The sequence below is a fragment of the Shinella sp. WSC3-e genome, from assembly GCF_945994535.1.
Classification (GTDB): domain Bacteria; phylum Pseudomonadota; class Alphaproteobacteria; order Rhizobiales; family Rhizobiaceae; genus Shinella; species Shinella yambaruensis.
The window spans coordinates 96,729-121,344 of the sequence record NZ_OZ000530.1; the positions used below are offsets into that span (position 1 = coordinate 96,729).

At 66.4% G+C, this 24,616-nt stretch carries 24 protein-coding genes; 7 read left to right on the forward strand and 17 right to left on the reverse strand.

What is annotated here, in order from left to right; all coding sequences use genetic code 11:
- Positions 1-35: 35 nt before the first annotated feature.
- The 3 genes from AABF56_RS00415 to AABF56_RS00425 all read right to left on the reverse strand — a co-directional run bounded on the left by AABF56_RS00415 (position 36) and on the right by AABF56_RS00425 (position 4,485).
- Complete coding sequence (locus AABF56_RS00415) at positions 36-2,597, reverse strand: GcvT family protein (RefSeq protein WP_272804528.1); 2,562 nt, start codon at positions 2,595-2,597, stop codon at positions 36-38.
- Between the two features lie 184 nt (positions 2,598-2,781).
- Positions 2,782-3,384, reverse strand: coding sequence for a glutathione S-transferase family protein (locus AABF56_RS00420; RefSeq protein WP_272804529.1), 603 nt, complete (start codon positions 3,382-3,384; stop codon positions 2,782-2,784).
- A 96-nt stretch (positions 3,385-3,480) separates the two neighbouring features.
- Positions 3,481-4,485: a GlxA family transcriptional regulator gene (locus AABF56_RS00425; RefSeq protein ID WP_272804530.1), complete on the reverse strand. Its 1,005-nt coding sequence runs from the start codon at positions 4,483-4,485 to the stop codon at positions 3,481-3,483.
- 107 nt (positions 4,486-4,592) lie between these two features.
- Here AABF56_RS00425 and AABF56_RS00430 point away from each other — a divergent pair, with 107 nt between their 5' ends.
- Positions 4,593-5,057, forward strand: a complete 465-nt coding sequence (locus AABF56_RS00430; protein ID WP_272804531.1) for an SRPBCC domain-containing protein — start codon at positions 4,593-4,595, stop codon at positions 5,055-5,057.
- Between the two features lie 2 nt (positions 5,058-5,059).
- Here AABF56_RS00430 and AABF56_RS00435 read toward each other — a convergent pair whose 3' ends face one another.
- From AABF56_RS00435 to AABF56_RS00445, 3 genes are read right to left on the reverse strand one after another with little or no spacing between them, the layout of a single operon-like run.
- Positions 5,060-5,479 (reverse strand): GFA family protein, encoded by a 420-nt coding sequence (locus AABF56_RS00435; protein ID WP_272804532.1) that lies wholly within the window; start codon positions 5,477-5,479, stop codon positions 5,060-5,062.
- Positions 5,476-5,949, reverse strand: coding sequence for an SRPBCC family protein (locus tag AABF56_RS00440; protein ID WP_272804533.1), 474 nt, complete (start codon positions 5,947-5,949; stop codon positions 5,476-5,478). Before AABF56_RS00440 ends, AABF56_RS00435 begins: the two co-directional genes overlap by 4 nt.
- Positions 5,950-5,963: 14 nt before the next feature.
- The gene (locus tag AABF56_RS00445) at positions 5,964-6,287 is read right to left on the reverse strand and encodes an ArsR/SmtB family transcription factor (protein WP_272807407.1); all 324 of its coding nucleotides are present in this window, start codon (positions 6,285-6,287) and stop codon (positions 5,964-5,966) included.
- Between the two features lie 151 nt (positions 6,288-6,438).
- Between AABF56_RS00445 and chrA the strand changes: the two genes are divergently transcribed.
- On the forward strand, positions 6,439-7,839 hold the full coding sequence (chrA, locus tag AABF56_RS00450) for a chromate efflux transporter (RefSeq protein WP_272804534.1): 1,401 nt from the start codon (positions 6,439-6,441) through the stop codon (positions 7,837-7,839).
- Positions 7,840-7,842: 3 nt separating this feature from the next.
- Here the strand turns inward: chrA and AABF56_RS00455 are convergent, their stop codons facing one another.
- Complete coding sequence (locus AABF56_RS00455; RefSeq protein WP_272804535.1) at positions 7,843-8,412, reverse strand: helix-turn-helix domain-containing protein; 570 nt, start codon at positions 8,410-8,412, stop codon at positions 7,843-7,845.
- A gap of 398 nt (positions 8,413-8,810) precedes the next feature.
- On the opposite strand from AABF56_RS00455, the gene AABF56_RS00460 reads away from it, so the two are divergent.
- A complete protein-coding gene (locus tag AABF56_RS00460) occupies positions 8,811-8,957 on the forward strand; it encodes a DUF1127 domain-containing protein (protein ID WP_244767979.1) in 147 nt (48 codons plus the stop codon).
- 418 nt (positions 8,958-9,375) lie between these two features.
- On the opposite strand, the gene AABF56_RS00465 is transcribed toward AABF56_RS00460, so the two are convergent.
- The 10 genes from AABF56_RS00465 to AABF56_RS00510 all read right to left on the reverse strand — a co-directional run bounded on the left by AABF56_RS00465 (position 9,376) and on the right by AABF56_RS00510 (position 19,562).
- Positions 9,376-10,086, reverse strand: coding sequence for a ParA family protein (locus AABF56_RS00465; protein WP_272804536.1), 711 nt, complete (start codon positions 10,084-10,086; stop codon positions 9,376-9,378).
- 121 nt (positions 10,087-10,207) lie between these two features.
- Positions 10,208-11,296 (reverse strand): protein-glutamate methylesterase/protein-glutamine glutaminase, encoded by a 1,089-nt coding sequence (locus AABF56_RS00470; protein ID WP_244767977.1) that lies wholly within the window; start codon positions 11,294-11,296, stop codon positions 10,208-10,210.
- Positions 11,296-12,147: a CheR family methyltransferase gene (locus AABF56_RS00475; RefSeq protein WP_272804537.1), complete on the reverse strand. Its 852-nt coding sequence runs from the start codon at positions 12,145-12,147 to the stop codon at positions 11,296-11,298. Before AABF56_RS00475 ends, AABF56_RS00470 begins: the two co-directional genes overlap by 1 nt.
- A 16-nt stretch (positions 12,148-12,163) precedes the next feature.
- Positions 12,164-12,658, reverse strand: a complete 495-nt coding sequence (locus AABF56_RS00480) for a chemotaxis protein CheW (protein ID WP_244767976.1) — start codon at positions 12,656-12,658, stop codon at positions 12,164-12,166.
- A 2-nt stretch (positions 12,659-12,660) separates the two neighbouring features.
- Positions 12,661-14,466 (reverse strand): methyl-accepting chemotaxis protein, encoded by a 1,806-nt coding sequence (locus AABF56_RS00485; RefSeq protein ID WP_272804538.1) that lies wholly within the window; start codon positions 14,464-14,466, stop codon positions 12,661-12,663.
- Positions 14,467-14,646: 180 nt separating this feature from the next.
- Complete coding sequence (locus AABF56_RS00490; protein WP_272804539.1) at positions 14,647-16,350, reverse strand: methyl-accepting chemotaxis protein; 1,704 nt, start codon at positions 16,348-16,350, stop codon at positions 14,647-14,649.
- A gap of 17 nt (positions 16,351-16,367) precedes the next feature.
- The gene (locus tag AABF56_RS00495) at positions 16,368-16,880 is read right to left on the reverse strand and encodes a chemotaxis protein CheW (protein ID WP_272804540.1); all 513 of its coding nucleotides are present in this window, start codon (positions 16,878-16,880) and stop codon (positions 16,368-16,370) included.
- Positions 16,877-18,871 (reverse strand): chemotaxis protein CheA, encoded by a 1,995-nt coding sequence (locus AABF56_RS00500; RefSeq protein ID WP_272804541.1) that lies wholly within the window; start codon positions 18,869-18,871, stop codon positions 16,877-16,879. Before AABF56_RS00500 ends, AABF56_RS00495 begins: the two co-directional genes overlap by 4 nt.
- The gene (locus tag AABF56_RS00505; RefSeq protein WP_244767971.1) at positions 18,868-19,236 is read right to left on the reverse strand and encodes a response regulator; all 369 of its coding nucleotides are present in this window, start codon (positions 19,234-19,236) and stop codon (positions 18,868-18,870) included. Before AABF56_RS00505 ends, AABF56_RS00500 begins: the two co-directional genes overlap by 4 nt.
- Positions 19,236-19,562: an STAS domain-containing protein gene (locus tag AABF56_RS00510; RefSeq protein ID WP_272804542.1), complete on the reverse strand. Its 327-nt coding sequence runs from the start codon at positions 19,560-19,562 to the stop codon at positions 19,236-19,238. Before AABF56_RS00510 ends, AABF56_RS00505 begins: the two co-directional genes overlap by 1 nt.
- Before the next feature lie 365 nt (positions 19,563-19,927).
- On the opposite strand from AABF56_RS00510, the gene AABF56_RS00515 reads away from it, so the two are divergent.
- The 4 genes from AABF56_RS00515 (at position 19,928) to modC (ending at position 24,616) form a co-directional block, all read left to right on the forward strand.
- A complete protein-coding gene (locus AABF56_RS00515; RefSeq protein WP_272804543.1) occupies positions 19,928-21,652 on the forward strand; it encodes a chemotaxis protein in 1,725 nt (574 codons plus the stop codon).
- Between the two features lie 249 nt (positions 21,653-21,901).
- Entirely contained in the window at positions 21,902-22,675 is a 774-nt protein-coding gene (modA, locus tag AABF56_RS00520) for a molybdate ABC transporter substrate-binding protein (protein WP_272804544.1), read from the forward strand.
- Positions 22,676-22,844: 169 nt separating this feature from the next.
- Entirely contained in the window at positions 22,845-23,546 is a 702-nt protein-coding gene (gene modB, locus AABF56_RS00525) for a molybdate ABC transporter permease subunit (protein ID WP_272804545.1), read from the forward strand.
- Complete coding sequence (modC, locus tag AABF56_RS00530; protein ID WP_272804546.1) at positions 23,543-24,616, forward strand: molybdenum ABC transporter ATP-binding protein; 1,074 nt, start codon at positions 23,543-23,545, stop codon at positions 24,614-24,616. Before modB ends, modC begins: the two co-directional genes overlap by 4 nt.

Sequence of the window (24,616 nt, forward strand, 5' to 3'; positions counted from 1 at the left end):
GCACGCCCTTTCCTTTTTGACGTCCCCGAACCCGCTTACGTGCGCGGCTTCAGGTTCTCGGGATCATAGAGCGGCTTGTAGCCGATGCCGACTACCTCGACCGGGTAGGTCTCGGCGAAATACTCGATCTCGAGTTTGCGGCCTTCCTGGCAATAGGCGTGCGGCAGGTAGGCCAGCGCGATGTTCTTGCCGATCGTCGGACCGAAGGCGATGGAGGTCGTGTAGGAACGGCGGCCGAGCTCGTCGATCAGCACCTCGCCGGTTTCCGGGTCGATGACGGGCAGGTTGCCGAGCGGATAGCGCTTGACGCCGTTCCTGTCGGTATTGTCCGTCATGACGAGCGTGCAGAGCATGGCGGGCTGATGGTCGCGTGCCTTGTATTCCAGGTGCTTCGCCTTGCCGCGGAAATCCGCTTCCTTGACCTTCGGGCGGGCAAGGTCGGCCTCGATGAGGTTGTACTGGGTGAGAAGGTCGGCGTTCTGGAGACGCAGGCTCTTTTCCATGCGGCGCGAATTGGCATAGGTCTCGACGCCGAAGGCCATGACGCCCGTTTCGCGCAGCGCATCCCAGACGGCAAGGCCGTCCTCGTATTTCATGTGCAGCTCCCAGCCCTGCTCGCCGACATAGGAGATGCGGAAGGCGGTGACCGGCTTGCCGGAGATCTCGATCTGCTTGATGGCGGCGAAGGCGAAGTTCTCCAGGTCGAGCCCGGCCGGGTCCGCCACCACCTTCTTCAGCGTCTCGCGGGCGTTCGGGCCCCAGATGCCGATGGTGATGAACTTCTCCGAGACGTCGGTGATGGCGACGTCGAGCCCGCGGTCTTCAGCGACGCGCTTCATGTAATGGAAGTCGCGCGGGCCGGCATCGGCGCCGTTGACGAGGCGGCAGCGGTCAGCCATGCGGAAGACGGTGAAGTCGGCGCGCACCATGCCCTCGTCGTCGAGGAAGTGGGTGTAGATGCCCTTGCCGATATTCGCGTCGCCGCCGATCTTGGCCGCGCAGAGCCATTCCAGCAGTTCGACATGGTCGGGACCTTCGATGTCGACCATGTGGAAATGCGAGAGGTTGACGATGCCGCAATCCTCGCTCATCGCCAGGTGCTCGGCATTCGACACGCGCCAGAAATGGCGGCTGTCCCATTCGTTCTCGCGCACCGGCACCCGGTCGCCGTATTTTTCCAGCAGGTGCTCGTTGGCCTTGTAGCCATGCGCACGCTCCCAGCCGCCGAGCTCCATGAAGTAGCCGCCGAGCTCCACTTCGCGCTCATAGAAGGGCGAGCGCTTGACGTTGCGGCCCGTGGCATAGGGCTCGCGGGTGTGCACGGCCGGGAAGTAAATCTTCTGGGCAGCCTCGTAGGTACGGCCCTCGATGAACTTTTCCTCCAGCTGGTGCGGGTAGAAGCGGGCATAGTCGATCGAGTTGTGGTCGATCTCGGTGCGACCGTCCGTCATCCAGTCCGCGATCAGCTTGCCGTAGCCGGGGCCGTCCTTCACCCAGATGGCGACGCAGTACCAGAGGCCGCGCACCTTCTGGCTCTCGCCGCAGGAGGGGCCGCCGGCGGCGGAAACCTGCAGGAGGCCGTTGAACGAGTGGCCTTCGTTATAGCCGAGCTCGCCGAGGATCGGCGTCAGTTCCATGGCCTTTTCGAGCGGCTCGAGAATCTGCTCCATGTCGAGGTCGCGCTGCGAGGGGGAGAGGCGTGCCTCGTGCTTTTCGAGAATGTCGCGCGGATGGCACAGGCGCGGATTGGTGGTCTCGTAATAGCCCCACTCGATCTGGCCGCCCTCGGTGGTCTTCGGATCGCCCGTATCGCGCATATAGGCGGAGTTGCCCTGGTCGCGCAGCAGCGGAAAGCCGATCTCCTTGCCGGTGCCTTCGAACTCGTTATAGGGGCCGAAGAAGGTGAGTGGGTGGTCGACCGGCATGACGGGAAGATCCTCGCCGACCATTTCGGCGATCAGGCGGCCCCAGATGCCGGCGCAGACGATGACATGGTCGGCCATGATCGTGCCGCGATGGGTGACGACGCCCTTGATGCGTCCGCCCTCGACGATCAGCGACTGGGCCGGCGTGTTGCCGTAGACCTGCAGCTTGCCGGATTTTTCGGCGGCGTCGACCAGCTTGCCGGCAACCGTCTGCGAGCGCGGGATGACGAGGCCGGCGTCCGGGTCGAACAGGCCGCCCATCACCTGGTCTTCCTCGATCAGCGGGAACTTCTCCTTGATCTCGGCCGGCGAGACATAGTGCGCGCGCGTGCCGAAAGCCCGGGCGGAGGAGAGCTTGCGCTTGATCTCCTCCATCCAGGCATCGTCGCCGGTGCGCGCGACCTCCAGGCCGCCGATGCGGGCGTAGTGGCCCATCTTCTCGTAGAAATCGATCGAATACTGGGTGGTCCAGACCGAAAGATAGTCGTGGCTCGTCGTGTAGCAGAAGTCCGAGGCATGCGCCGTCGAACCGATATCGGTGGGAACGCCCGACTTGTCGATGCCCACGATGTCGTCCCATCCCCGCTCGATGAGATGATGGGCGATCGATGCGCCCACGATGCCACCCAAACCGATGATGACGACCTTCGCCTGTTGCGGAAACTCTGCCATGTGCTGGACCCCGATGAAATGTTGCTGCCGATTTTAGGGCCTGCTTTCCCGCCAGTGCAGCCTGTCTGCGACTCGCCAGCGACCAGTTCCGACAGTCGCCGGAACCGGACCCGTCGCAAGGCCCTCGTGCCGGCGGCAAGACCCTAGCGGATCGTCGGGCGGGCGCAACGCTTTTCCTCAAGGCTCAGGCGGCTCCGCCCAGTGGTGCGACACCCTCCTTCGCCAGCGCTGTCCTCACCGCCGGCCGCGCCTCTATCCGGCCCGCCAGCGCCTGCAGCGTCTCCGGCGGGGTGATGGCGCACATCGCGGCCCAGCGCGCCATCACGTAGAAGAAGGCGTCCGCGGCCGAAAAGCGCGCGCCGAAGAGATAGTCGCCCTCGATGCGCGTGGCGATCCAGCCGAAGCGGCGGGTGAGCGTTTCGGTCAGCCAGGCCTTCTCCTCTTCGTTCTCGGTGAAGAACAGCCGCACGAAGGGTTTTTGCAGCTCCGTCGAGAGGAAGGCGAGCATCTGCAGGTGGCGTGTACGGCCGAGCGGCCCGTCCGGCACGAGGCCTTCGCCGGCAAGGGCGATCCAGTCGAGCAGCGCGACGTTTTCCGTCAGGAGGAGGCCGTTATCGAGGCGAAGAGCGGGCACGTAGCCGTTCGGATTGACCGCCTCATAGCTGCTGCCGTCCTCCAGCGTGTGCTGGAAGATGTCGACCTTGTGCGGCTGGAAGGAAAGGCCGGCTTCGTGCAGCAGGATATGGGCGGCCTGGCTGCAGGAGGTGGGGGCGTAATAGAAGTCCATGTCGCGTCTCCTCGTGTTCCGATGAGGCGAGTGTGCCGGCGACGGGGCTTGAAGGTCAGAGGCAAACGGGCTGGTTTCGGGGCAAACCGGCCACCGTCAGCCGAGGGTGCGAAGGCGGTTGCGCTGGCGGTACTGCGCCGGCGTGACGCCGACGCGGCGGCGGAAGAGCTTTCGGAAAAAGGTCGGATCGCCGTAGCCGACCGCGACGGCGATGTCCTCGATGGCGTCCGGCCCGGTCTCCAGCATCTGCTTGGCCTCCTCGATGCGCATGGCCTGCACATAGTCCACCGGCGCATAGCCGGTGGCGGCCTTGAACTGGCGCTTGAAGGTGCGCTCCGCCATGCCGGAGCGCGCCACCATGGCGGCCACCGGATTGGGGGCGGCATAGTTGTCGGCAAGCCAGGTCTGCACGTCGGCGATTGCGGCATTGCCGTGCTGGCGCGGCCGGGCCATGGAGGCGAAGGGGAGTTGCCCGTGGCCCCGGTCGCCGATCAGGAAGAGCCGGGCGACGCGCGTCGCTTCCTCGGCTCCGCAGAAACGGCCGATGAGGTAGAGCGCGAGATCCTGCCATGAGGTGGCGCCGCCGGTGGTGATCAGCCGCCCGGCGCGGCCGCTGTCGCAGAGAATGCGCTCCGGCCGGAAGGTGACCTTCGGATAGTGGTCGCGGAAAAGATCCGCCATGATCCAGTGCGAGGCGGCCTCCGTGCCGTCGAGCAGCCCGGCTTCGGCCAGCAGCACCGCGCCGCTGCAGGCCGAGCAGACCAGCGCCTCCGCCTCGATATGCCGCCGTACCCAGGCGATCTCCCGCCGCCAGCGGCCGGACGGCGACAGGCCCGGTTCGAGATGGATGTCGCAGACGACGACGATATCGGCAAGGCCGCCGGCAAGCCCCTGCTGCGGGGTCACGCTGAGGCCGCTGCCCGTCGCGTGGGTGCGGGTCTCCGCGGCGACGAGCACCGGATTGAGGGGACGCAGCGCCTTCGGGCCGCGGCCGGCCTCGCCGAGGATCTCGTGCAGGCCATAGGGTGCCATGGTGCCGCTTTCCGGCAAGGCGAGGATGGCGACGGTGAGGGGGCTGGTCGGCTTCGGACGTGTCGGCATGGCGCAAGATTGGCACATCCGCCCCGAAAGTGTCGAGAACGTCTCTACCGGCCGGGCCAGGAGCCGGCCATGCTCTTCCCCGTTCCACCAACAGGAAGGAGAAGACCATGTCCATCGAACACGGCACCGTCGATATCACCAGAACCTTCGCCGCGCCGGCCGCGGCGGTCTTTGCGGCCTGGTCGCAGCAGGCTGCGCAGGAGGCCTGGGGCGATCCCGGCCCGGACTGGCAGATGCGCTTCGAGCGCTTCGGCTTTGCAGTCGGCGAAAGCGATCTCTGCCGCTTCGGCCCCAAGGGCGGGCCCGTCTATCTCAACGAGAACCGCTATCTGCAGATCCGGCCGCAAGAGCGCATCGCCTATGCCAGCCTGCTCCGGGAGGACGGCACGCTCACCTTCGCCGGCACGGTCGTCGTGGCCCTCGAGGCGGTCCCGGACGGCACGCGCATGCGGCTTGTCGAGCAAGGCACCTATTTCGACGGCCGCGACAAGGCTGAAGACCATCAGGCCGGCTGGCAGGCCATGCTGGAGGCGATGGACCGCTACCTCCGGCGGCAGGCCCGCGCGGCGTGAGGTCAAAGATGGGCGTGGTGCGGCGGCGGGTTCTCGTAGTCGTCCACCATGCCGTTCTCGTAGATGACGGGCGCGGCGCTGAGATCCTCTTCGGACACGTCGTCCAGCGTGCCGGCATTGATGCAGTAGAAATGCCCCATGAAGGTTTCATGGTAGCCGCGCGAGAAGGAGCGGACGCCGCAGTTCCCGCAGAAATAATGGTCGACATCGCCGTCCGGCCAGCTCGAACCGGCGGCGCGGTAGGTGAGGAGCTGGCCCTCGCCGGAAAGCAGCTTGAAATCCTCGCGCTTCGTGAAGGTCTTCAGCATGCGCGTGCGCCGGCAGAAGGAGCAGTTGCAGCGCCTCAGGCCCTCGTCGAGGTCGAGCAGGCATTCGTAGCGGACGGCGCCGCAATGACAGCTGCCGTGATAGGTCCTTCTCATCGCTCTTCTCCTCCGCTGCGTTCTTGCAGGATGCAGGCGACCAGCCGGTCGAGGCATTCGCCCCAGCCCTCGGCGTGGCTGTCGCGGGACTGGATGGTGTCGAACGGCGTCTGGGCGAAGGTCAGCCGGGTCTTGCCGGCAAGGTTCTTGAAGGTCACGGTCACCAGCGTGTCCGGCCCGTCCTCCGCCGTCCAGCCGAAGGTGAAGACGAGGCGGCGGTTTTCCGTAATCTCCCGGTAGACGCCGCCCATCGGATAGTCGTCGCCGTCCGGCGAGCGGATCACCGCCGACCACGCGCCGCCCGGGCGAAAGTCCATGCGCACAGCATGGGCCGTGAAATCCTTCGGCCCCAGCCAGCGGGCAAGGTGCTCCGGCGCGGTCCACAGCTTGAAGACGAGGGCGACGGGCGCCTCGATCAGGCGCTCGATGGCAAGGCCGATGGGCTCTGCGGTTCCGGCTGTGTGTTGCATGGTGGTCGTCCTCCTCAGCTCTTCTTGTCCGGCTCGCCGGCCTGCAATTGCCTGACGTAATCGTCGAGCCGGTCGAAACTCTGGTCCCAGAAGCGCCGGTAATGGGCGATCCAGCCATTGGCCTCCTTCAGCGGCCCCGTCTCCAGATGGCAGGGGCGCCACTGGGCGGTGCGGCTGCGGGTGATGAGGCCTGCCGTCTCCAGCACCTTCAAATGCTTCGAAACGGCGGGCAGGCTCATCGCGAAAGGGGCGGCGATCTCGTTCACTGTCGCATCCCCTTCGGAAAGCCGTGCCAGGATCGCCCGGCGAGTCGGGTCCGCAAGGGCGGCGAACGTCATGCTCAGCGGATCGCTCACGTCATTTATCCATAAGGTTAATTAACTAATGAGTTTAATAATGCCGACGCCCTCATCCGTCAAGCCCTCCCGCGCCTTGACAGGGCAGGGGACGGCTGCGATCGATCGCGACGGCAAGGGGGAAGGACATCCGATGAACGATCATGCGGCACCGCCGCCCCATTCGCCCGGCACCGAAGGGCACGGCGTCCCCCTCGGCGAGGCGCTCCGCGTCTGGGCGCGCGTGGCCGCGCTCAGCTTCGGCGGCCCCGCCGGGCAGATCGCCGTGATGCACCGCATCGTCGTCGACGAGAAACGCTGGATCGGCGAGAAGCGCTTCCTCCACGCGCTGAACTACTGCATGCTCCTGCCGGGACCGGAGGCCCAGCAGCTCGCCGTCTATATCGGCTGGCTGATGCACCGCACGGCGGGCGGCCTTCTCGCGGGCCTGCTCTTCATCCTGCCCGGCTTCCTGTCGATCCTCGCACTCAGCTATGTCTACGTCCTCTTCGGCGATGCCGGCGTGGTCGAGGGCCTGTTCTTCGGCCTCAAGGCGGCGGTGCTCGCCGTCGTCGTGCAGGCGGTGTTCCGCATCGGCCGCCGCGCGCTCGTCAATCCGGCGATGATCCTTCTGGCCGCCGGCGCCTTCGTCGCCATCTTCGCCTTCAAGGTGCCGTTTCCGCTCATCGTTCTTGTCGCCGCCATTGTCGGCTATCTCGGTTCGCGATCCGGCTCCCGCCTCTTCCGCACGGCAGGCGGCCATGCGGCGTCGGGTGCGCAGGTTTTGCGGGACGAGGATTCGCTGCTCGGCGAGGCGACGCCCGCCCATGCGCGGCCCCATCCCGGCTGGTCGCTGAAGATCTCGGCGGCGCTGCTCTGTCTCTGGCTCGGCCCCGTTGCGGCGATCTGGTTCTTCGCCGGCGGCAACGATGTCTTCGCGCAGGTCGGCATCTTCTTCAGCAAGATGGCGGTCGCCACCTTCGGCGGCGCCTATGCGGCGCTTGCCTATGTCGCGCAGGAGGCCGTTCAGCACTATGGCTGGCTGCGGCCCGGCGAAATGCTCGACGGCCTCGGCATGGCCGAGACGACGCCGGGGCCGCTCATCATGGTGCTGCAATTCGTCGGCTTCCTCGCCGCCTATCGCGATCCCGGCAGCCTCAATCCCCTGGTGGCGGCGACGCTCGCAGCGACCCTCACCACCTGGGTCACCTTCGTGCCCTGCTTCCTCTGGATCTTCCTCGGCGCGCCCTTCATCGAAAAACTGCGCGGCAATGCGGCGCTGTCCGGCGCCCTGTCGGCGATCACCGCCGCCGTGGTCGGCGTCATCCTCAACCTGGCGGTCTGGTTCGCCTTGCACACGCTGTTCGGGGAGGTCAGGGTTCTCGCCGCAGGCCCGCTGCGCCTCGAACTGCCCGATCCGTCGACGCTCATCCTGCCGTCGGCCCTGCTCGCCGCAGCCGCGGCCTACGCCCTGTTCCGTCTCGGGGCCTCGGTGCTGCTGACGCTCGCGCTTTCGGCGCTCGCCGGCATGGCCTGGATGCTGGCGGCGGGCTGAGGGTCAGGAGATCACGTTGCGCACGAAGCGCACGGGCACGGTGCCGGGATTGGCATAGGCATAGGCCTGGTCGGTCGCATAGATGGTGAAGCTGCCCGCGGCGAAATCCCTGGCGACGCCCGAAAGCTCGAGCCGCAGCGTGCCCTCGGTCACGAACAGCATTTCGTGCCAGCCGGTCGGGTCGGGTTCGGCCGCATAGCGCTCGCCGGGGCCGAGCGACCAGAGCCACATCTGCGCCTCCGCCGTCGCCGGCGTCGTGCCGAGCAGCACGGCGGTGCTTTGCGCATCGCTTCCCCGCCAGGTCACCTCGTTGATCTCCGCCGAGGGTGCGCGGGCCGGATCGCGCACGAGATCGACGAAGCGCACGCCCATGGCGGCGGCCAGCTTGTCGAGGCTCGACAGGCTGATATTGGCGTCGCCCCCCTCGACCGCCACGATCATGCGCCGGCTGATGCCGGAGGCCTGCGCCAGCGCCGCCTGGCTGAGCCCGGCCGCCTGGCGAAGGCGGCGCAGGTTGCCGGAGACATGGGCGAGCACGTCGCCCCGTTCTTGACCCTGCAGATTGTCGCTCATGTCGTTCCGTCATCGAAAGGGCGGCGCTGCCGCGGGACGCCTTCTTAGAGCAAGTCCGGCAAAAGTGCGAAGCGCTTTTGCTGTGGAGATTTGCAAAGGACCGGGAATGGCAAGGATAGGCATTTTCGACGCCCCGGACAGCGAAATGGGCCTCTTTCGGCCGGTTTTGCCGTGGCTCACGCCAAAAAATCGTATTTTTTGCAGAAAACAGCCTCGCATTCGCCCTCTGAGCCGCATGCAACCTTAACAGAAGATGACCAGACCCATGCGCCGTTTGCATGGGTGATGTGCCAGCTTAGCGCTGTTCCGCATTGCAACATAAGCCTATAAGACGGTCATCGAAAGACGCGGCGCCACGGACCGGTGCCGAACAGAGAGCCTCCGGAAAGGGGATCATCATGAACATGGCACGTTCCTTCAGCAATTGGCGCAAGTACCGTCAGACCGTCAACGAACTCGACCGCATGACCGCCCGCGAACTGCGCGATCTCGGCATCGAGCGTTCGGAGATCAAGGCCGTCGCGCGCGCGGCCGTCGGCTTCTGAGCGACACGCCGCCAACCGGCAGAATTCGAAGACACCCGCCTCCGGCGGGTGTTTTTGCATGTGCGAAGAGAATCCGGCGCGAGCCGGCGGCCTGGCGATATTGAGACATACGCTACGCGCATAACGCATAGCTGCCTTGCAAAACGATGCCTATCAAATAATCAAGAATCAGCTATAGTCATACTTATCGAAGCAACGTACCTCCTCCCACGAAGCTTCGATAATTGCAGAAGGCCCACTCCTCCTCCCAGGGCCGACTGCGGGAATGGCGGCACTCCTCCTCCCAGTCGCCATTCGGTTCTATCGGAAAGCCTGCCGCACCTCCTCCCGCGGCAGGTTTTTCCATTTCTGGACCCCTGTTTTCTTCCTTATGAAAAAGGCCGCGCGATCCGCGGCCCCTGCAAGAAAGAGCAAAGCCTCAGGCGACGTTGCTCAGCCTCTCCGCCCCGGTCGGGCGCAGGGCTGCTGGGATCTGCTGGAGCACTTCCAGCGCAAGCGCCCTCGCATTCTCCTGCGCCTTGTCCAGATTGCTGACGCGCCGGCCGTCCATCGTATAGAGCGTGCCGCCGCAGCCGAAGATATCGCGGAACGCCGAGCGTTCGATGATCGGCGTCTGCAGGAGGTGCACGCGGCGGGCGGCGAGCAGGTCCTTGACCGCATGCATGGCGCGCGTCGTCACCATGGAGTTGACGCGGGTGAGCACGACGGAATGGCGGATGCGGATATCGGCCTTGTCTTCCAGATATTGCAGGAGTTCGATGACATTCGCGCCGCCCTGTGCGTCCATGGCGGAACCCTGCACGGGGATGAGCACGTAGTCGGAGTGGCCGATGGCCTTGGCGAGCAGCGAACTGCGCGAACCCGGCAGGTCGATCAGCACGAAATCGGCGCGCGCCTTTTCGTCGGCCAGCTGCCGGTCGATCGTGCCCATGGTGACATAGGGCACCACGCAAAGGCGGTTGCCGAGCACGCCCTCGGAATTCTCGTGCCAGCGGGTGATCCAGTGCTGCGGGTCGGCGTCGAGCACCGAGACGCGGAAGCCGAGGCGGGCAAGCTCGGTCGCAAGCAGCAAGACGGCGGTGGTCTTGCCGGCGCCGCCCTTGGTGTTGGCGAAGGTGATGACGGGCATGGGGCTCCCCGGAGCGGTTCTTGAGCCGGTCATCGCTCGCAAAGCACCCTCGCATGGTGCTGCGTCATCCTCGCCGATCATGGTTAATGGCCGGTGAAAACACGCGAAAACCGTGGCGTTTTCATCTCCGCCGGTCGGCGGCGAGGATCTCGCGGGCGATCTGGTCGAGCGGCAGGATCCTGTCGACGCCGCCATGGGCGATCGCCTCCTTCGGCATGCCGAAGACGACGGAGCTCGCCTCGTCCTGCGCCACCGTATGGGCGCCGGCCTGGTGCATCTCGTTCATGCCGCGCGCGCCGTCGTCGCCCATGCCCGTCAGGATGACGCCCATGGCATTCGCCCCGGCCGAACGGGCGGCGGAGCGGAAGAGCACGTCGACGGACGGCCGGTGGCGCGAGACGAGGGGGCCTTCGCGCACGGCGACATGGTAGCGCGCACCCTGCCGCTCCAGCATCATGTGGCGGTCGCCGGGCGCGATCAGCACATGGCCGCGCAGGACGGGATCGCCATGCACGGCTTCCTTCACCGCCACCTCGCACAGGCTGTCGAGGCGCCTGGCGAAGGCCGCGGTGAACTTTTCCGGCATGTGCTGCACGATGACGATGCCGGGCGAATTGGCCGGCAGCTGTTCCAGCAGCACGCGCAGCGCCTCCGTGCCGCCGGTCGAGGCGCCGATGCAGGCGACCATCTCGGTCGTCTTGGCCATGGCGCGACCGGAGGGCGGGGGCAACACGGCATCGGCGGTGAGCTTTGCGGTCGGCCCGCTTGCCGCCGCCGTGCGCCGGTTCTGGCCGAGGCGGGCGACCGCGGCGCCCTTGACGGCCTCGCGGATGCGGGTGCCGGATTCGGCGAGATGGTCGGCCGCGCCGATCTTCGGCTTCAGGATGATGTCGACGGCGCCGGCTTCCAGCGCCTGCATCAGCGTCTCCGAGCCCTCCTCGGTCAGCGAGGAGCACATGACGACGGGGATGGGCTTCTGCGCCATGATCTTGCGCAGGAAGGTGATGCCGTCCATGCGCGGCATCTCCACGTCGAGCGTGATGACGTCGGGGATTTCCTCCTGGATCTTCCTGGCCGCCATGAAGGGGTCGGAGGCCGCGCCCATCACCTCGATTTCCGGGTCCTGCTCCAGGACATGGGTCAGCGCCTGGCGCACGCTCGCCGAGTCGTCGATGATGAGTACGCGGATCTTCTTGCCGGGAGGGACCATCAGATCTTCTTGAAAACCGTGTTGGCGACCTGGCGCACCGGCAGCGAAATGCCGGTCACCGTTTCGGAATGGCCCACATAGAGGAAGCCGCCGGGCACGAGGCAGTCGCAGAGCCGTGACAGCACCTTGGCCTGCGTCGGCTTGTCGAAATAGATCAGCACGTTGCGGCAGAAGATCATGTGCATCGGCTCGCCCACCCTGTAGGCGCTGTCCATGAGGTTCATGCGGGCAAAGCCGATCGTCGAGCGCAGGCGCGGATGGATGCGCACCTCGCCGCGCCCGGCATCGCGCGAGACCATGACGTAGCGGCGCTGCATCTCCGCCGGCACGGGCTGGATCATGTCGCGCGGATAGACGCCGCGCCGGGCGGCGGCAAGCACATCGGTCGAAAGGTCGGTGGCGAGGATGCGGTAGTCGAGGCCGGAATTCGCATCGACGAAATCCTGCATCACCATCGCCATCGTATAGGGCTCGGCGCCGATGGAGCAGGCGGCGCTCCACAGCCGCAGCCGCTTGTGGCCGGCCGCCACCATTTCCGGCAGGCCGGTCGCGGCCATGTGGTCGAAATGCTTCGGCTCGCGGAAGAAGTCGGTCTTGTTCGTCGTCACGGCGTCGATGAGGAAGATCGCCTCCTTCTCGATGCCGCCATGCTTGAAGAGATAGTCGCAATAGTCGTTGAAGCTGGTAATACCGGTCGCCCGCAGGCGACGGCGCAGCCGGCCCTCCAGCATCGTCAGCTTCGTGATCGGCATCTTGATGCCGCTATAGTCGTAGATGTAGCGCGACAGGGCCTCGAAGTTCCGGCTGCTCAGCCCGTCTTCCGCCCCTTGTATCCGCAATGCAGCTCCCACGCCGGTCCTCCCGAAACTATGCCGTCGCGGCAAGGCGACCCGCCGAGCCCATCATCGCCACCTCGGCGCCGGAGAACAGGCGCGCGAGGTCGACGATGACGACGAAGCCGCCGTTGCGGCGCACGACGCCGGCAATGTAGTCGGACGGCCAGCGCACGCCGATATCGGGCGCGCCCTCGATTTCGTCGTCGCGGAAGGGGATAACCTCGAAGACCCGGTCGGCGACGAGGCCGAGGGTGAGGGTCTTCTCGCCGATCGGCACGTCGAGCACCAGGGCGCGCGTGTGCGGCGTCTTCTCGGTCCTCGTCATGCCGAGGCGAAGACGCAGGTCGATGACCGGCACACCCTGGCCGCGCACGTCCCTGAGACCGAGCAGGTATTCCGGCCCGTGCGGGATCTTGAAGGCATCCTCGTGGTCGAGGATTTCCCGGACGACCGAGACGGGCACCGCAAAGACCTCGTTGTCGAGGCTGAAGGTGACGAACTGGGATTCGGAGGACGGACCGGCCATGATCAAGCGCTTTCCCTGAAATCGGCGTCGTCCGCATCCGGGCCGCCCATCGACATGTCGAGGGCAAAGCCGCGGGCGCGGGCCTGCTGGCCGTTGACGCTGTTGTCGGACTTGCGAAGCGGCGCGGCGGCCGCCTTGACGACCGGGCGCGAGACCGGTGCCGGGCGGCGCTGCTGGACGACCGGGGCACTCGACGCACGATCGACGCGGAAGAAGGCGATCGAGGTCTGCAATTCCTCGGCCTGGGCGGCAAGCTCTTCCGAGGTGCCGGACATTTCCTCCGAGGCGCCGGCATTCTGCTGGGTCACCTTGTCGAGCTGCTGGATCGCCTCGTTGATCTGCGCGGCGCCGATATCCTGCTCGCGGCAGGCGGCGGAAATCTCCGAGACCAGTTCCGCGGTCTTGCGGATATCGGGCACCAGCCGGTTCAGCATCTCGCCGGCTTCCGTCGCGACGGAGACGGTCTGGCCGGACAGCGTGCTGATCTCGGCGGCGGCCGCCTGGCTGCGCTCGGCGAGCTTGCGCACTTCCGAGGCGACGACGGCAAAGCCCTTGCCATGCTCGCCGGCACGGGCCGCTTCGACGGCGGCGTTGAGGGCGAGAAGGTCGGTCTGGCGGGCGATTTCCTGTACGATGGAGATTTTCTCCGCGATGGTGCGCATGGCGCCGACCGCGCGGCCGACGGCCTCGCCCGACGACTCGGCATCCTTGGCGGACTGGCGGGCGATCTTTTCCGTCTGGGCGGCGTTGTCGGCGTTCTGCTTGATGTTGGAGGCCATCTCCTCCATCGAGGCGGAGGCCTCTTCGGCGGAGGAGGCCTGTTCCGTCGCGCCCTGCGACAGCTGTTCCGAGCTTGCCGACAGTTCCTGGCTGCCGGAGGAGACATTGTCGGCGGCCGAAAGCGCATCGGCGACGACGCCGCGCAGGCGCTCCACCATGCTTTCCAGCGACAGGCCGAGCGTGTCCTTGCCGGAGAGCGGTTTTGGCGTCACGGTCAGGTCGCCATTGGCGATCTGGTCGGCGATGGCGGCCGTTTTGCGCAGGTTGCCCGTCATCACGTTGATCGTGTCGACCAGGTCCTTGATCTCGTCGTTCGTCTTGATCTCGACCGTCTGGTCGAGATCGCCAACCGCGACGGCCTCCGCGACAGTCTTGATCTTCTTCAGGCCGCTGTTGATGCCGAGCGCGAGCCAGACGGCGGCGCCGATGGCGAGCAGCAGCGCGGCGCCGGCGATCGTCACGATCAGGTTGCGCGTATGGGCATATTGCGCGTCGGCGTCCTCTTCCGCCGTCACCAGCAGCGCCTTGTTGTTTTCGATGCGGGCGTCGATCGTCTCTTCGATCGCGTCCATCAGGCGGCGGCTCTCGGTCGTCGCAAGGCGGATCGCCTCGGCCGAATTGCCGGCGCCGGCGAGCGCGCGGACCTGGTCGTCGATGCGGATGAGCTGCTTTTCCCTGTCGCCGATGGCCTGCCATTGCTGGAGGGCGGCCGGATCGGTCGACAGCCCGACCAGCGTGTCGAGGGTTTCCTCGAAGCCCTTGCGATAGCGGTCGCCGGCCTCGACAGCGGCGGCGATGTCGCGGGGATTGGTGGCGGTCGCGAGGTTCATCTGCGCCCGCGCCAGGCGGAGCTGGTAACTGGCGAGGTTCTGTGCGGCCTCGAGGCGTGCGGCGGGACCGGCGATCAGGTCTGAGATCGCCTGGTTCAGCGAGGACAGGCTCAGAATGGCGTAAACGGACGTGCCGGCCATCATCAGGATGATGACACCGAAGGCGGCCGCCAGCTTCAGTTTGATGGTTGCGCGCATCTTGGGGCTCCTTTGGTAGCAGATGCCGTTTGGGCGGGGCGCCGGAAGCCGGGGCCCGTCATGCGAGAAGACCGATACACTCACCCTTTCGCGGGCCGCAGGCGACCCTTTCGCCGGCGCCTACACGCGCCGGGCCGATTGGGCGGCGCATCCGTTGCCGGATGCACCGCGATCCTTCGTTCAGGCGCTTTCGCGGAAGTCCGCGTCGTCGGCATCCGGACCGCCCATCGACATGTCGAGGGCAAAGCCGTTACCGTTGCGAGTCGCCTTGGTTGCCGTCGGGGCCGGGCGGTAGGCCGGGGAAGCGGCCGGACGCTTGGCGGTGACGGGAGCGGCCATCTTCGCCGCGGTCGCGCGCAGCTTCTCGGCATGGTTCGGTTCCTTGCGGGCCGAATTCTCGACGCGGAAGAAGGCGATGGAAGCCTGGAGCTCTTCCGCCTGGGCGGCCAGCTCTTCCGAGGTCGCCGACATTTCCTCCGAGGCGCCGGCATTCTGCTGGGTCACCTTGTCGAGCTGCTGGATCGCCTCGTTGATCTGCGAGGCGCCGATGTCCTGCTCGCGGCAGGCGGCGGAGATCTCCGAGACCAGTTCGGCGGTCTTGCGGATATCGGGCACCAGCCGATTCAGCATCTCGCCGGCTTCCGTGGCGACGGAGACCGTTTCGCCCGAGAGCGCGCTGATTTCGGCCGCGGCCGCCTGGCTGCGCTCGGCGAGCTTGCGCACTTCCGAGGCGACGACGGCAAAGCCCTTGCCGTGCTCGCCGGCACGCGCAGCCTCGACGGCGGCGTTGAGGGCGAGAAGGTCGGTCTGGCGGGCGATTTCCTGCACGATGGAGATCTTCTCCGCAATGGTGCGCATCGCGGTGACGGCGCGGCCGACGGCCTGGCCGGAGGCTTCCGCATCCTTGGAAGACTGGCGGGCGATCTTTTCCGTCTGGGCGGCGTTGTCGGCGTTCTGCTTGATGTTGGAGGCCATCTCCTCCATCGAGGCGGAGGCCTCTTCGGCGGAAGACGCCTGTTCCGTCGCGCCCTGCGAGAGGGTTTCGGAGCTGGCAGACAGTTCCTGGCTGCCGGAGGAGACGTTGTCGGAGGCCGAAAGGGCGTCCGCGACGACGCCGCGCAGGCGCTCGATCATCGTGTTGACGTGGCCGAGCAGGTCGCCGATCTCGTCCCTGGTGGTGATGTCGGCAAAGCGGGTGAGGTCGCCGTCGGCAACATTCTGCACCACGCCGACGGCGCGGGAAATGCCGCGGTTGATCGACAGCACGATCCAGACGGCGGCGAGGCCGGCGATCAGGAAGGCAATGGAGGCGGCGGCGATCATGATCGTGCGCGTGTCGGCATATTGCGCTTCGGCATTGTCGTCCGCTTCCTGAAGGCGGGTCTGTTCGAGCGTGACCACCTCATCGAGCAGGGCGTCGATCTCGTTCGTCACCGTGCGGGCATCCGCCGTGGAAACGCGCAGTGCCCCGGCGCTGTCGCCGGCGAGCATCAGGCTGCGGACCCGGTCGTCCTCGCGGCGGAATTCGGTGGAGAGGCCCTGGAGCTTGGACCAGAGGACCTTGCCCTGTTCCGTTGCTTTCGCCAGCACCTGCTCGAAGGCCGCGTCGAAATCCGCGCGGGCCTTGTCGCTCAGCGCGATATATTTGTTGGTCTCGGCATTGCTGGTCGCCGAGAGCATGTTTTTCTGTTGGCGGATCTGCTGGAGCTGCAGGACGTTCAGTTCCTGGGCAAGGCGCAGCCGCGTGGCCGGCCCGGTGAGCACGTCGCCGAGCGTCGCATTGAGGCCGCCCAGGCTCACGATGCCATAGCCAGCGGTGCCCGCCAGCATGGCCATGATGAAGCCGAAGGCCAAGAACAGTTTCAGTTTGATGGTAAAGCGCATGGGTCTCTCCAGATGGCCTAATTCGGCGCTTGCGCCGCGCGCTCTTTCCGGGAGGAAAAGATCGCGGTGAGGTTCGGGACGATGATGAACTCGCCGCCCCGCTTGACGAGGCAGCTGATATAGTCGGCGCGCCAGCGCATGCCGACGCTGGGCGGCGGTTCGCTGGCGACCTTGGGAAGCGTGGTGACTTCGTTGACCTTGTCGGTGCGGATGCCGATCAGGGTCGGCTCGTCGCCGAGGTCGAGCTCGATGACGACGATGCGGCTGTCGATGGTGGTTTCCGTCGCGTCCATGCCGAAGGCGAGGCGGATATCGGCGAGCGGGATCACCTTGCCGCGGAAGTTGATGACGCTGGAAACGAAGGGCTTGCTGCCGGGCACACGGGTCTCCGGCAGAAGGTCGAGGATTTCCTGCACGACGATCGCCTCTATCGCGAAGGTCTCGCCGTTGAGGTTGAAGGTGAGAACGGAGAGGTCCTCCTCCGCGCCCCAGATCGCGTCGTAGTCGCGTTTTCGTGCCGCTTCGCTCATCCTGCCGCCCGCAATTGCGCCTCCTGCTGCTGTCCGGCCGCGACCAGATGGGTGACGTCGAGGATCAGCGCGACGCTGCCATCGCCGAGGATGGTCGCGCCGGAGAACGTATCGACGTCATGGTGCAGCTTGGACATGGATTTGATGACCGTCTGGTGGTCGCCGATGATCTGGTCGACGACGAGGCCGACGCGTTCCGATCCCGTCGAGATGACGACGACCTTCTGGTACGGGTCGGGCGGCGTGCCGGTGCGGAACAGTTCGCGCAGGCGCAGGAACGGCACCAGGCTGTCGCGCAGCGAGATGAAGCTGCGCCCCCGCGAGCGCAGGTCGTCTTCGAGCGAGAGTTCCAGGCACTCTTCCACCGCCGAGAGCGGGATGACGTAGCAGCCCTGGCCGACGCGTACGAGCAGGCCCTCGATGATGGCGAGGGTCAGCGGGATGCGCAGCGCCACGACCGAGCCTTCGCCCGGCTTGCTGGCAATGTCGATCGTGCCGCGCAGCGCCTCCACCGTCTTCTTGACCACGTCCATGCCGACGCCGCGGCCGGACAGGTTCGTCACCGCCTGGGCGGTCGAGAAACCCGGCTGGAAGATCAGCTGGAGCAGGTCCTGGTCGGAGAGCGTCGCGCCCGGCTGGATGATGCCCGACGCTTCCGCCTTGGCGCGCACCCGCTCGCGGTTGATGCCGCGCCCGTCGTCCTTGATGGTGATGATCACCTCGCCGCCCGTCTGATGCGCCGAGAGGATGACCCGGCCCTTCGCATCCTTGCCGGCGGCGATGCGCTCTTCCGGCTTTTCGAGGCCATGATCGATGGAATTGCGCACGAGATGCACGAGCGGATCGGCGAGCCGGTCGATGACCGTCTTGTCGACCTCCGTGCTCTCGCCCTCGGTGATGAGCTCGATCTCCTTGCCGGTCTCGCGCGATAGATCGTGCACGAGGCGGCGGAAACGGCTGAAGAGGCTCGCGACCGGCATCATGCGCAGCACCATCATCGTGTCGCGCAGCTCGCCCGAGAGACGTTCGATTTCTTCGGAGACCGAGCGCAGGCCGAGATCGGCCGCCGTGCCGGCGAGTTGGGTGAGGCGCGACTGGGCGATGACGAGCTCGCCGACGCGGTCCATCATCTCGTCGAGCCGTTCGGCCGGCACGCGCACGTTCTCCGCGGATTTCGCCTGTTTGGAATCATTGGCCGCCTGCGCCGCCGGGGCGTCCCGCTCGGCAACGACCACGGCCCTGGCGATCGGTGTCTCGGCGGGCTTCGCTTCGGCGGCGGGTCGTTCGACGGCGACCTCGGTGATTTCGAGCTCCATGTCGTCCATGACGAAGATGAAGACGTCCTCGATATCGGCGCGCGGCCGCTCGGTCTTCAGCGTCACGTCCCAGCTGATATGGATGTCGCGCGGCTCCAGCGCGGAAAGCTCCGGCACCTTCGCCGTATCGGCGACGATCCGGCATTCGCCGAGGTCGCGCATCTCGTCGAGCAGGCCGAGCGGATTGGTGCCGTTCGCCATGGCATTCACCGGCAGGCTGAAGCGGATGCGCCATTCGCTGAGGCCGCCGGCCGCCTCGGCAACCGGCGCAGCCGCAACGGCGGCCGGGACAGGAGAGCCCGCGCCGTTGACCGCCCGGTGCAGGCCGTCGAGCAGCGCGGCGCTCATCGCGTCATGGTCGCCGTTCGGCGTTTCGAGCAGCGCACGCATGTGGTCCTGCGCGGAAAGAACCGCCGAGACCAGTTCGTGCGTGGCGGGCACGTCGCCCTTGCGCACCCGGTCGAAGGCGGTCTCGCAATGGTGGGTGAAGGCGGCGAGCGCGTCGAAGCCGAACATCGCGCCCGACCCCTTCAATGTGTGCAGGCCCCGGAAGACCGCATCGATCCGGTCGCGGTCGTCGAGGCTGCGGGTGAGGTCGAGGAGGCCGGACTCGATCTGCTCCAGCAGTTCGGCCGCTTCTGTCCGGAAGACGGAGATCGGGTCCGGGTTCGTCATTTTCCGAGGACCTTCCTGGCGATCTTGACGAGGCTTTCCGGATCGAACGGCTTTGTCAGCCAGCCGGTGGCGCCGGCGGCTTTCGCCTGCGCCTTCAGTTCGCCGTCGGATTCGGTGGTGAGGAAGATGACCGGAACGCCGGTATGGGCGGGCAGCTTGCGCAGCTCGCGGATCATCGTCAGGCCGTCCATGTTCGGCATGTTGAGGTCGGTGACGACGAGGTCGTATTCGCCGCCCTTCAGCTTGTTGAGGCCGTCGAGGCCGTCGACCGCCTCGGTCACGCTGTAGCCGGCATTGCTGAGGGTGACGCGCGTCGTCAGCCGGATGCTGGCGGAATCGTCGACGGTCAAGATCTTCGCGGTCATCAATTCTTCTCCTGGTGCAGCCAGAAATGCGCGGCGTCGGGTGTCATCCCGTCGAGAAAGCCGCCGCGTTCCAGCACGTCGTAAAGGTCGCCGGAGGCGGGCCGGGCAAGTAGAACGCGCCCGGCCCTGGCCTCGGCCTGTTTGCGGGCTGCCGTGACAAGCTGGACAAAGCTGAGGTCGACCTGCGCCGCCTCGTCGATATCCAGTACAATGGCAGGATTCTTGTTCAGAAAATCCAAGATCAACTCTTGAACGGACAATATAGTCTTGATGGTGAGCGTCGCAGGTAAGGTTAACGACGCGTCACCGGACAGGGTCGACGACATGGAGGCCTCGATAATCGTTTCGAGAGAGAGTATTTCCCGCGCCAGAATCGCCAGTCACGCTTAATGAAGAGTAAAGCGCGGTTGCTAATTTCATCCACCGGTAGTTCGGCCACCGTCGATACACTGCCTCACCCTGCGACAGGGAATAGGACTAAGCGATTGTATGCAAACATTAATTTATATAATTAGATATAAGTGATATTATTTATAAATCCCTAATTCTAGGGATGTCTGCAGCCACGGGTGGTGGCGCCGGAATCGCCCTGGTTTTGCGGAATTTCATTACATGAGGAAGAGCGAATTTACTGCGCGTTACATTGTTGGCCCTAGGGTTGGGTTACGGGTTCTTGCAGATGGGGTATGGCGTGTCAGGAATAGCGGGCGCAGTGCGCGTGGAGCGGCAGACGGCGGAGGTGGAGCTTGTCTCCCGCCTCGAAGGGGCCCGTTCCCGCATCGAGCAGCGGTTCCTCGATGGCGGCGTCGTACTGCTTTCGGTGCTGGACGTGCTCAACCGGCTGGTCGCCTCGCTGGAGAACCTTTCCGGCTCGCTCGGCGACGAGGTGGCGGAGGCGACGATCGGCCGGCTCGTCGCCACCGTCGATCAGCTGACCGCGCTGCCCGGCATCGAGGAGCAGCGCCAGCAGCGTCTTGCCCATGTCGCCGTCACGGAAAAAACGCTCGGCGCCCATATCGCCGACATGCAGGAGACGCTGCGCTACCTGCGCACCTTCGCCACGACCGCCAAGATCACCGGCGCCGCCATTCCCGATTTCGCCGGCTTTGCGGAAGAAATCCTCGAGCGCATCCAGTTCGGCACCGGCGAGGTCAATGCGCTCGGCGCGAAGATCGGCACGCTCGGTGCCGTCATCGGCACCGCCTCGGCCGGGGGCGGGGAGGCGCTGGAGCGCTTCCGCCGTTCCGTGCCCGACATTGCGGGCAATCTCTCGCGCAATGCCGCGGACCTGACGGCGCAGCGCCGCCACCTCTCGCAGCTTGCCGCCAAGGTGGGTGCGGCGGCGCGCGGCGTGCAGGGCAAGGTCGCCACGACGCTGTCGGCCATGCAGATCGGCGACATCACCCGCCAGCGCATCGAGCATTGCCAGTCCGCCTTCACCTTCCTCAACGAGTATCTTGCGGCCGGAACGCTCGACGTGGAGGCCGCCGGCCGCCTGACGGCGCTGGTCCGTCATCTCGTGCACGGCCAGCTCGTCGAGACCACCCGCGATTTCGCACGTGAATGCAGGACGGTGGTCGGCACGATCCGCAGCTTCGGGGCCGATATCGATGGCCTGATGGCGCTCTACGGTGACATGGACGCCGCCGACGGCCGCTCCGCCGACCGCGCCATGCGAACCCTGGAGGCCGACATCGCCGCCGCCCGTGCCGTCGTCTGCGATATCGAGCAGGCGGCCGACAAGGCCAACGTCCTGGGTGCAAGCACCGTCGAGACCGTGCAGGGTCTCCTGAAGGGCGTGAAGACGATCCAGCTCGTGCGCACCGACATCCATTACATGGCGCTCAACACCAACCTGCGCTGCAGCAAGCTCGGCGAAGAGGGGCGGGCGATCAATGTGGTGACGGCGGAACTGCGCCTGTTCTCCAGCCAGCTCGACGAGACGGCGGAGCGTATCCTTATCGCCCTGCAGTCGCTCGAAGAGGATGCCGGCAAGCTGCGCGAGGCGGGCACCGCCGCCGGCGGTTCGCTCGATGCGCATCTTGCCGAGGCGCTGGAGCATATCCGCCGGGCGGGCGACCGCATGGAGGAGGACATGGCGGCCCTACGCGCCTGCGGCACGGATGTCTCCGCCAAGGCGGGCCGGACGGTCGCCGACCTCGATTTCAACGCCGAGCTCGGCGACGTGCTGGCCGATTGCTCCGCCAGCGCGGGCGAACTCGTCGGCCGCGACCTGCCGGATATGTCGGGCCTTGAGGAGGCGATGGCCGACGTCGGCAGCCGGATCGCGCGTACCTATACGATGGTCTCCGAGCGCGAGGTGCATGCCCGCGTCTTCGGCACAGTCCTGGAGGCGCCTCCGACAGCTGTGGCTGCGCAAAGCGACGAGGACCTCTTCGACGACGCGCTGTTCTAGGATCATCGATACCCCGCTCTGCCGGTCTGCAAGCGCCTTTTGGGGCGCCGCCGTTTTCCCCAGGATCTGTGTGGGTACCGGTCGTTTCAGGGCCGCGTTCGGCCCGGCGTCACCGCCCCGCTCATTCCACGCGAATGGCCATCGTCTGTTTCCCTGTATTTTTGAAAATATAGCGCTGGCAAAGCCGCAAGTGCCGATATATTCAAGAGGATATCACGCTGCCTTCAGGCAGGAAAAGGGAGAACAGGAATGAACCGTCGTCTGCTTCTGAAACTCGTCGTCGCCGCCTTCGCGTCGCTGCCGCTCGCCCTGCCGGCGGTGGCCGCCGAGAAGGTCACCGTCTTTGCCGCCGCAAGCCTGAAGAACGCGCTCGATGCGGCGAATGCCGCCTGGTCGAAGGAAACCGGCAACGAGACGACGGTCTCCTATGCCGCAAGCTCGGCGCTCGCCAAGCAGATCGAGGCGGCCGCTCCCGCCGATCTCTTCATCTCGGCCGACCTTGCCTGGATGGACTATGTCGCCGAGAAGAAGCTGATCAAGGACGACACCCGCTCCAACCTTCTCGGCAACCGCATCGTGCTGGTCGCGCCGAAGGACAAGGCCTCCACCGTCGAGATCAAGGACGGTTTCGACCTCGCCGGCCTTGTCGGTGACGGCAAGCTCGCCATGGGCGCGGTCGACAGCGTGCCGGCCGGCAAGTACGGCAAGGCGGCGCTCGAAAAGCTCGGCGTCTGGTCCTCGGTCGAAGGCAAGGTCGCCGGTGCCGAGAGCGTGCGCGCCGCGCTCGCCCTCGTCTCGCGCGGCGAGGCGCCCTACGGCATCGTCTACCAGACGGATGCCGCGGCCGATCCGGGCGTCGCCGTCGTCGGCACCTTCCCGGAAGACAGCCATCCGCCGATCATCTACCCGGCCGCCATCCTCACGGAATCTGAGAGCGCCGCGTCTGCCGCCTATCTCGACTTCCTGAAATCCGACAAGGCCGCGCCCTTCTTCACCGAGCAGGGCTTCACCATCCTGAAGTAAGGTAAGCCTCTCCCACCCGCGCCGTCATCCTCAGGCTTGACCCGAGGATGACGGTGGCGCATGTGGCGTGGATGGTCGGGTCAAGCCCGACCATGACGAAAGAGAGGTCATCGGGCTTGTCAGCCCCGGTCTCGATGCCCCGGGGTTTTCGCCTTTCAAAGGAACACGCGTGGACTGGCTTGCCTTGAGCAACGAGGAATGGACGGCGATCCGGCTCAGCCTTCGGGTCTCGGCGGTCGCGGTCCTCGTCAGCCTGCCGCTCGGCATCCTCGCCGCACTGGCGCTGGCGCGGGGCCGCTTCTGGGGCAAGTCGCTGCTGAACGGCCTCGTGCACCTGCCGCTGATCCTGCCGCCCGTCGTCACCGGCTTCCTGCTGCTCATCCTGTTCGGCCGGCGCGGCCCCATCGGTTCGGTGCTGGATGAATGGTTCGGCATCGTGCTCTCCTTCCGCTGGACCGGCGCGGCGCTCGCCTGCGGCGTCATGGGCTTTCCGCTGATGGTGCGCTCGATCCGCCTCTCCATCGAGGCCGTCGACCGCAAGCTGGAGGAGGCGGCCGGTACGCTTGGCGCAAGCCCCGTCTGGGTCTTCCTCACCGTCACCCTGCCGCTCATCATGCCCGGCGTGCTCGCCGGCATGATCCTCGCCTTCGCCAAGGCGATGGGCGAGTTCGGCGCCACCATCACCTTCGTCTCCAACATTCCCGGCGAGACGCAGACGCTGTCGGCCGCCATCTACACCTTCACCCAGGTGCCGGGCGGCGATGCCGGTGCGATGCGCCTCACCCTCGTCGCCATCGCCATCTCCATGGTCGCGCTCATCGCCTCCGAGGTGCTCGCCCAGCGCCTCGGCCGCAAGGTGCATCTCGAATGAGCCTTGTCGTCGAAGCCCGCCACCGGCTCGGCGATTTTTCGCTGGAGGCCGCCTTCACCTCGGATAGGGGGGTCACCGCCCTGTTCGGCCGGTCCGGCTCGGGAAAGACCTCGCTGGTCCGCATCATCGCCGGCCTGACGCGCCCGGCGGAAGGCCGCGTCCTGCTCGGCGACGAGGTGCTGGTCGATACCGCCCGCCGCGTCTTCGTGCCGGCCCACCGGCGGCGCTTCGGCTATGTCTTCCAGGAAGCCCGCCTCTTCCCGCACCTCACCGTGCGGCAGAACCTCAACTACGGCCGCTGGTTCTCGCCGAAGGGCGCGCGCACGGAAAATCCGGACCGCGTGGTCGACCTGCTCGGCATTGCCGGCCTGCTCGATCGCCAGCCGGCCAACCTTTCCGGCGGCGAGAAGCAGCGTGTCGCCATCGGCCGCGCGCTGCTCGCCTCGCCGCGCCTGCTGCTGATGGACGAGCCGCTCGCCGCGCTCGACGAGGAGCGCAAGGCGGAGATCCTGCCCTATCTGGAGCGCCTGCGCGACGAGGTCGGCATTCCCATCGTCTATGTCAGCCATTCGGTGGCCGAGGTCGCGCGCCTTGCCGACCGGGTCGTGCTGATGGCGGACGGGCGCATCGAGGCGATCGGCGCGGCATCGGACGTGCTGGGTGGCCCGCGCCTCTCCTCCGCCGCCGAACGCCGCGAGGCCGGCAGCGTCCTTGCCGGCCGCGTCGAGGCGCGCGATGCCGCGCACGGCCTCGCCAACATCCGCCTTGTGGGCGGCGCGACGATCCTCGTGCCGGATGCGGCCGTCTCGCCGGGCGAAACGGTGCGGCTGCGCATCCCCGCCCGCGACGTCATGATCGCGACGGTGCGCCCGGAAGGCCTCAGCGCGCTCAACATCCTGGAAGGCGCCGTCGAGGCGATCGAGCCCGACGGCGAGGGCATGGCGAGCCTGCGCATCGCCTGCGGCGGCGATGTCGTGCGCGCCCGCATCACCGCGCTTTCCGTCGAGCGCCTCGGCCTTGCACCGGGCCTGCCGGTGCATGCCGTCATCAAGACGGTGGCGCTGGAATAG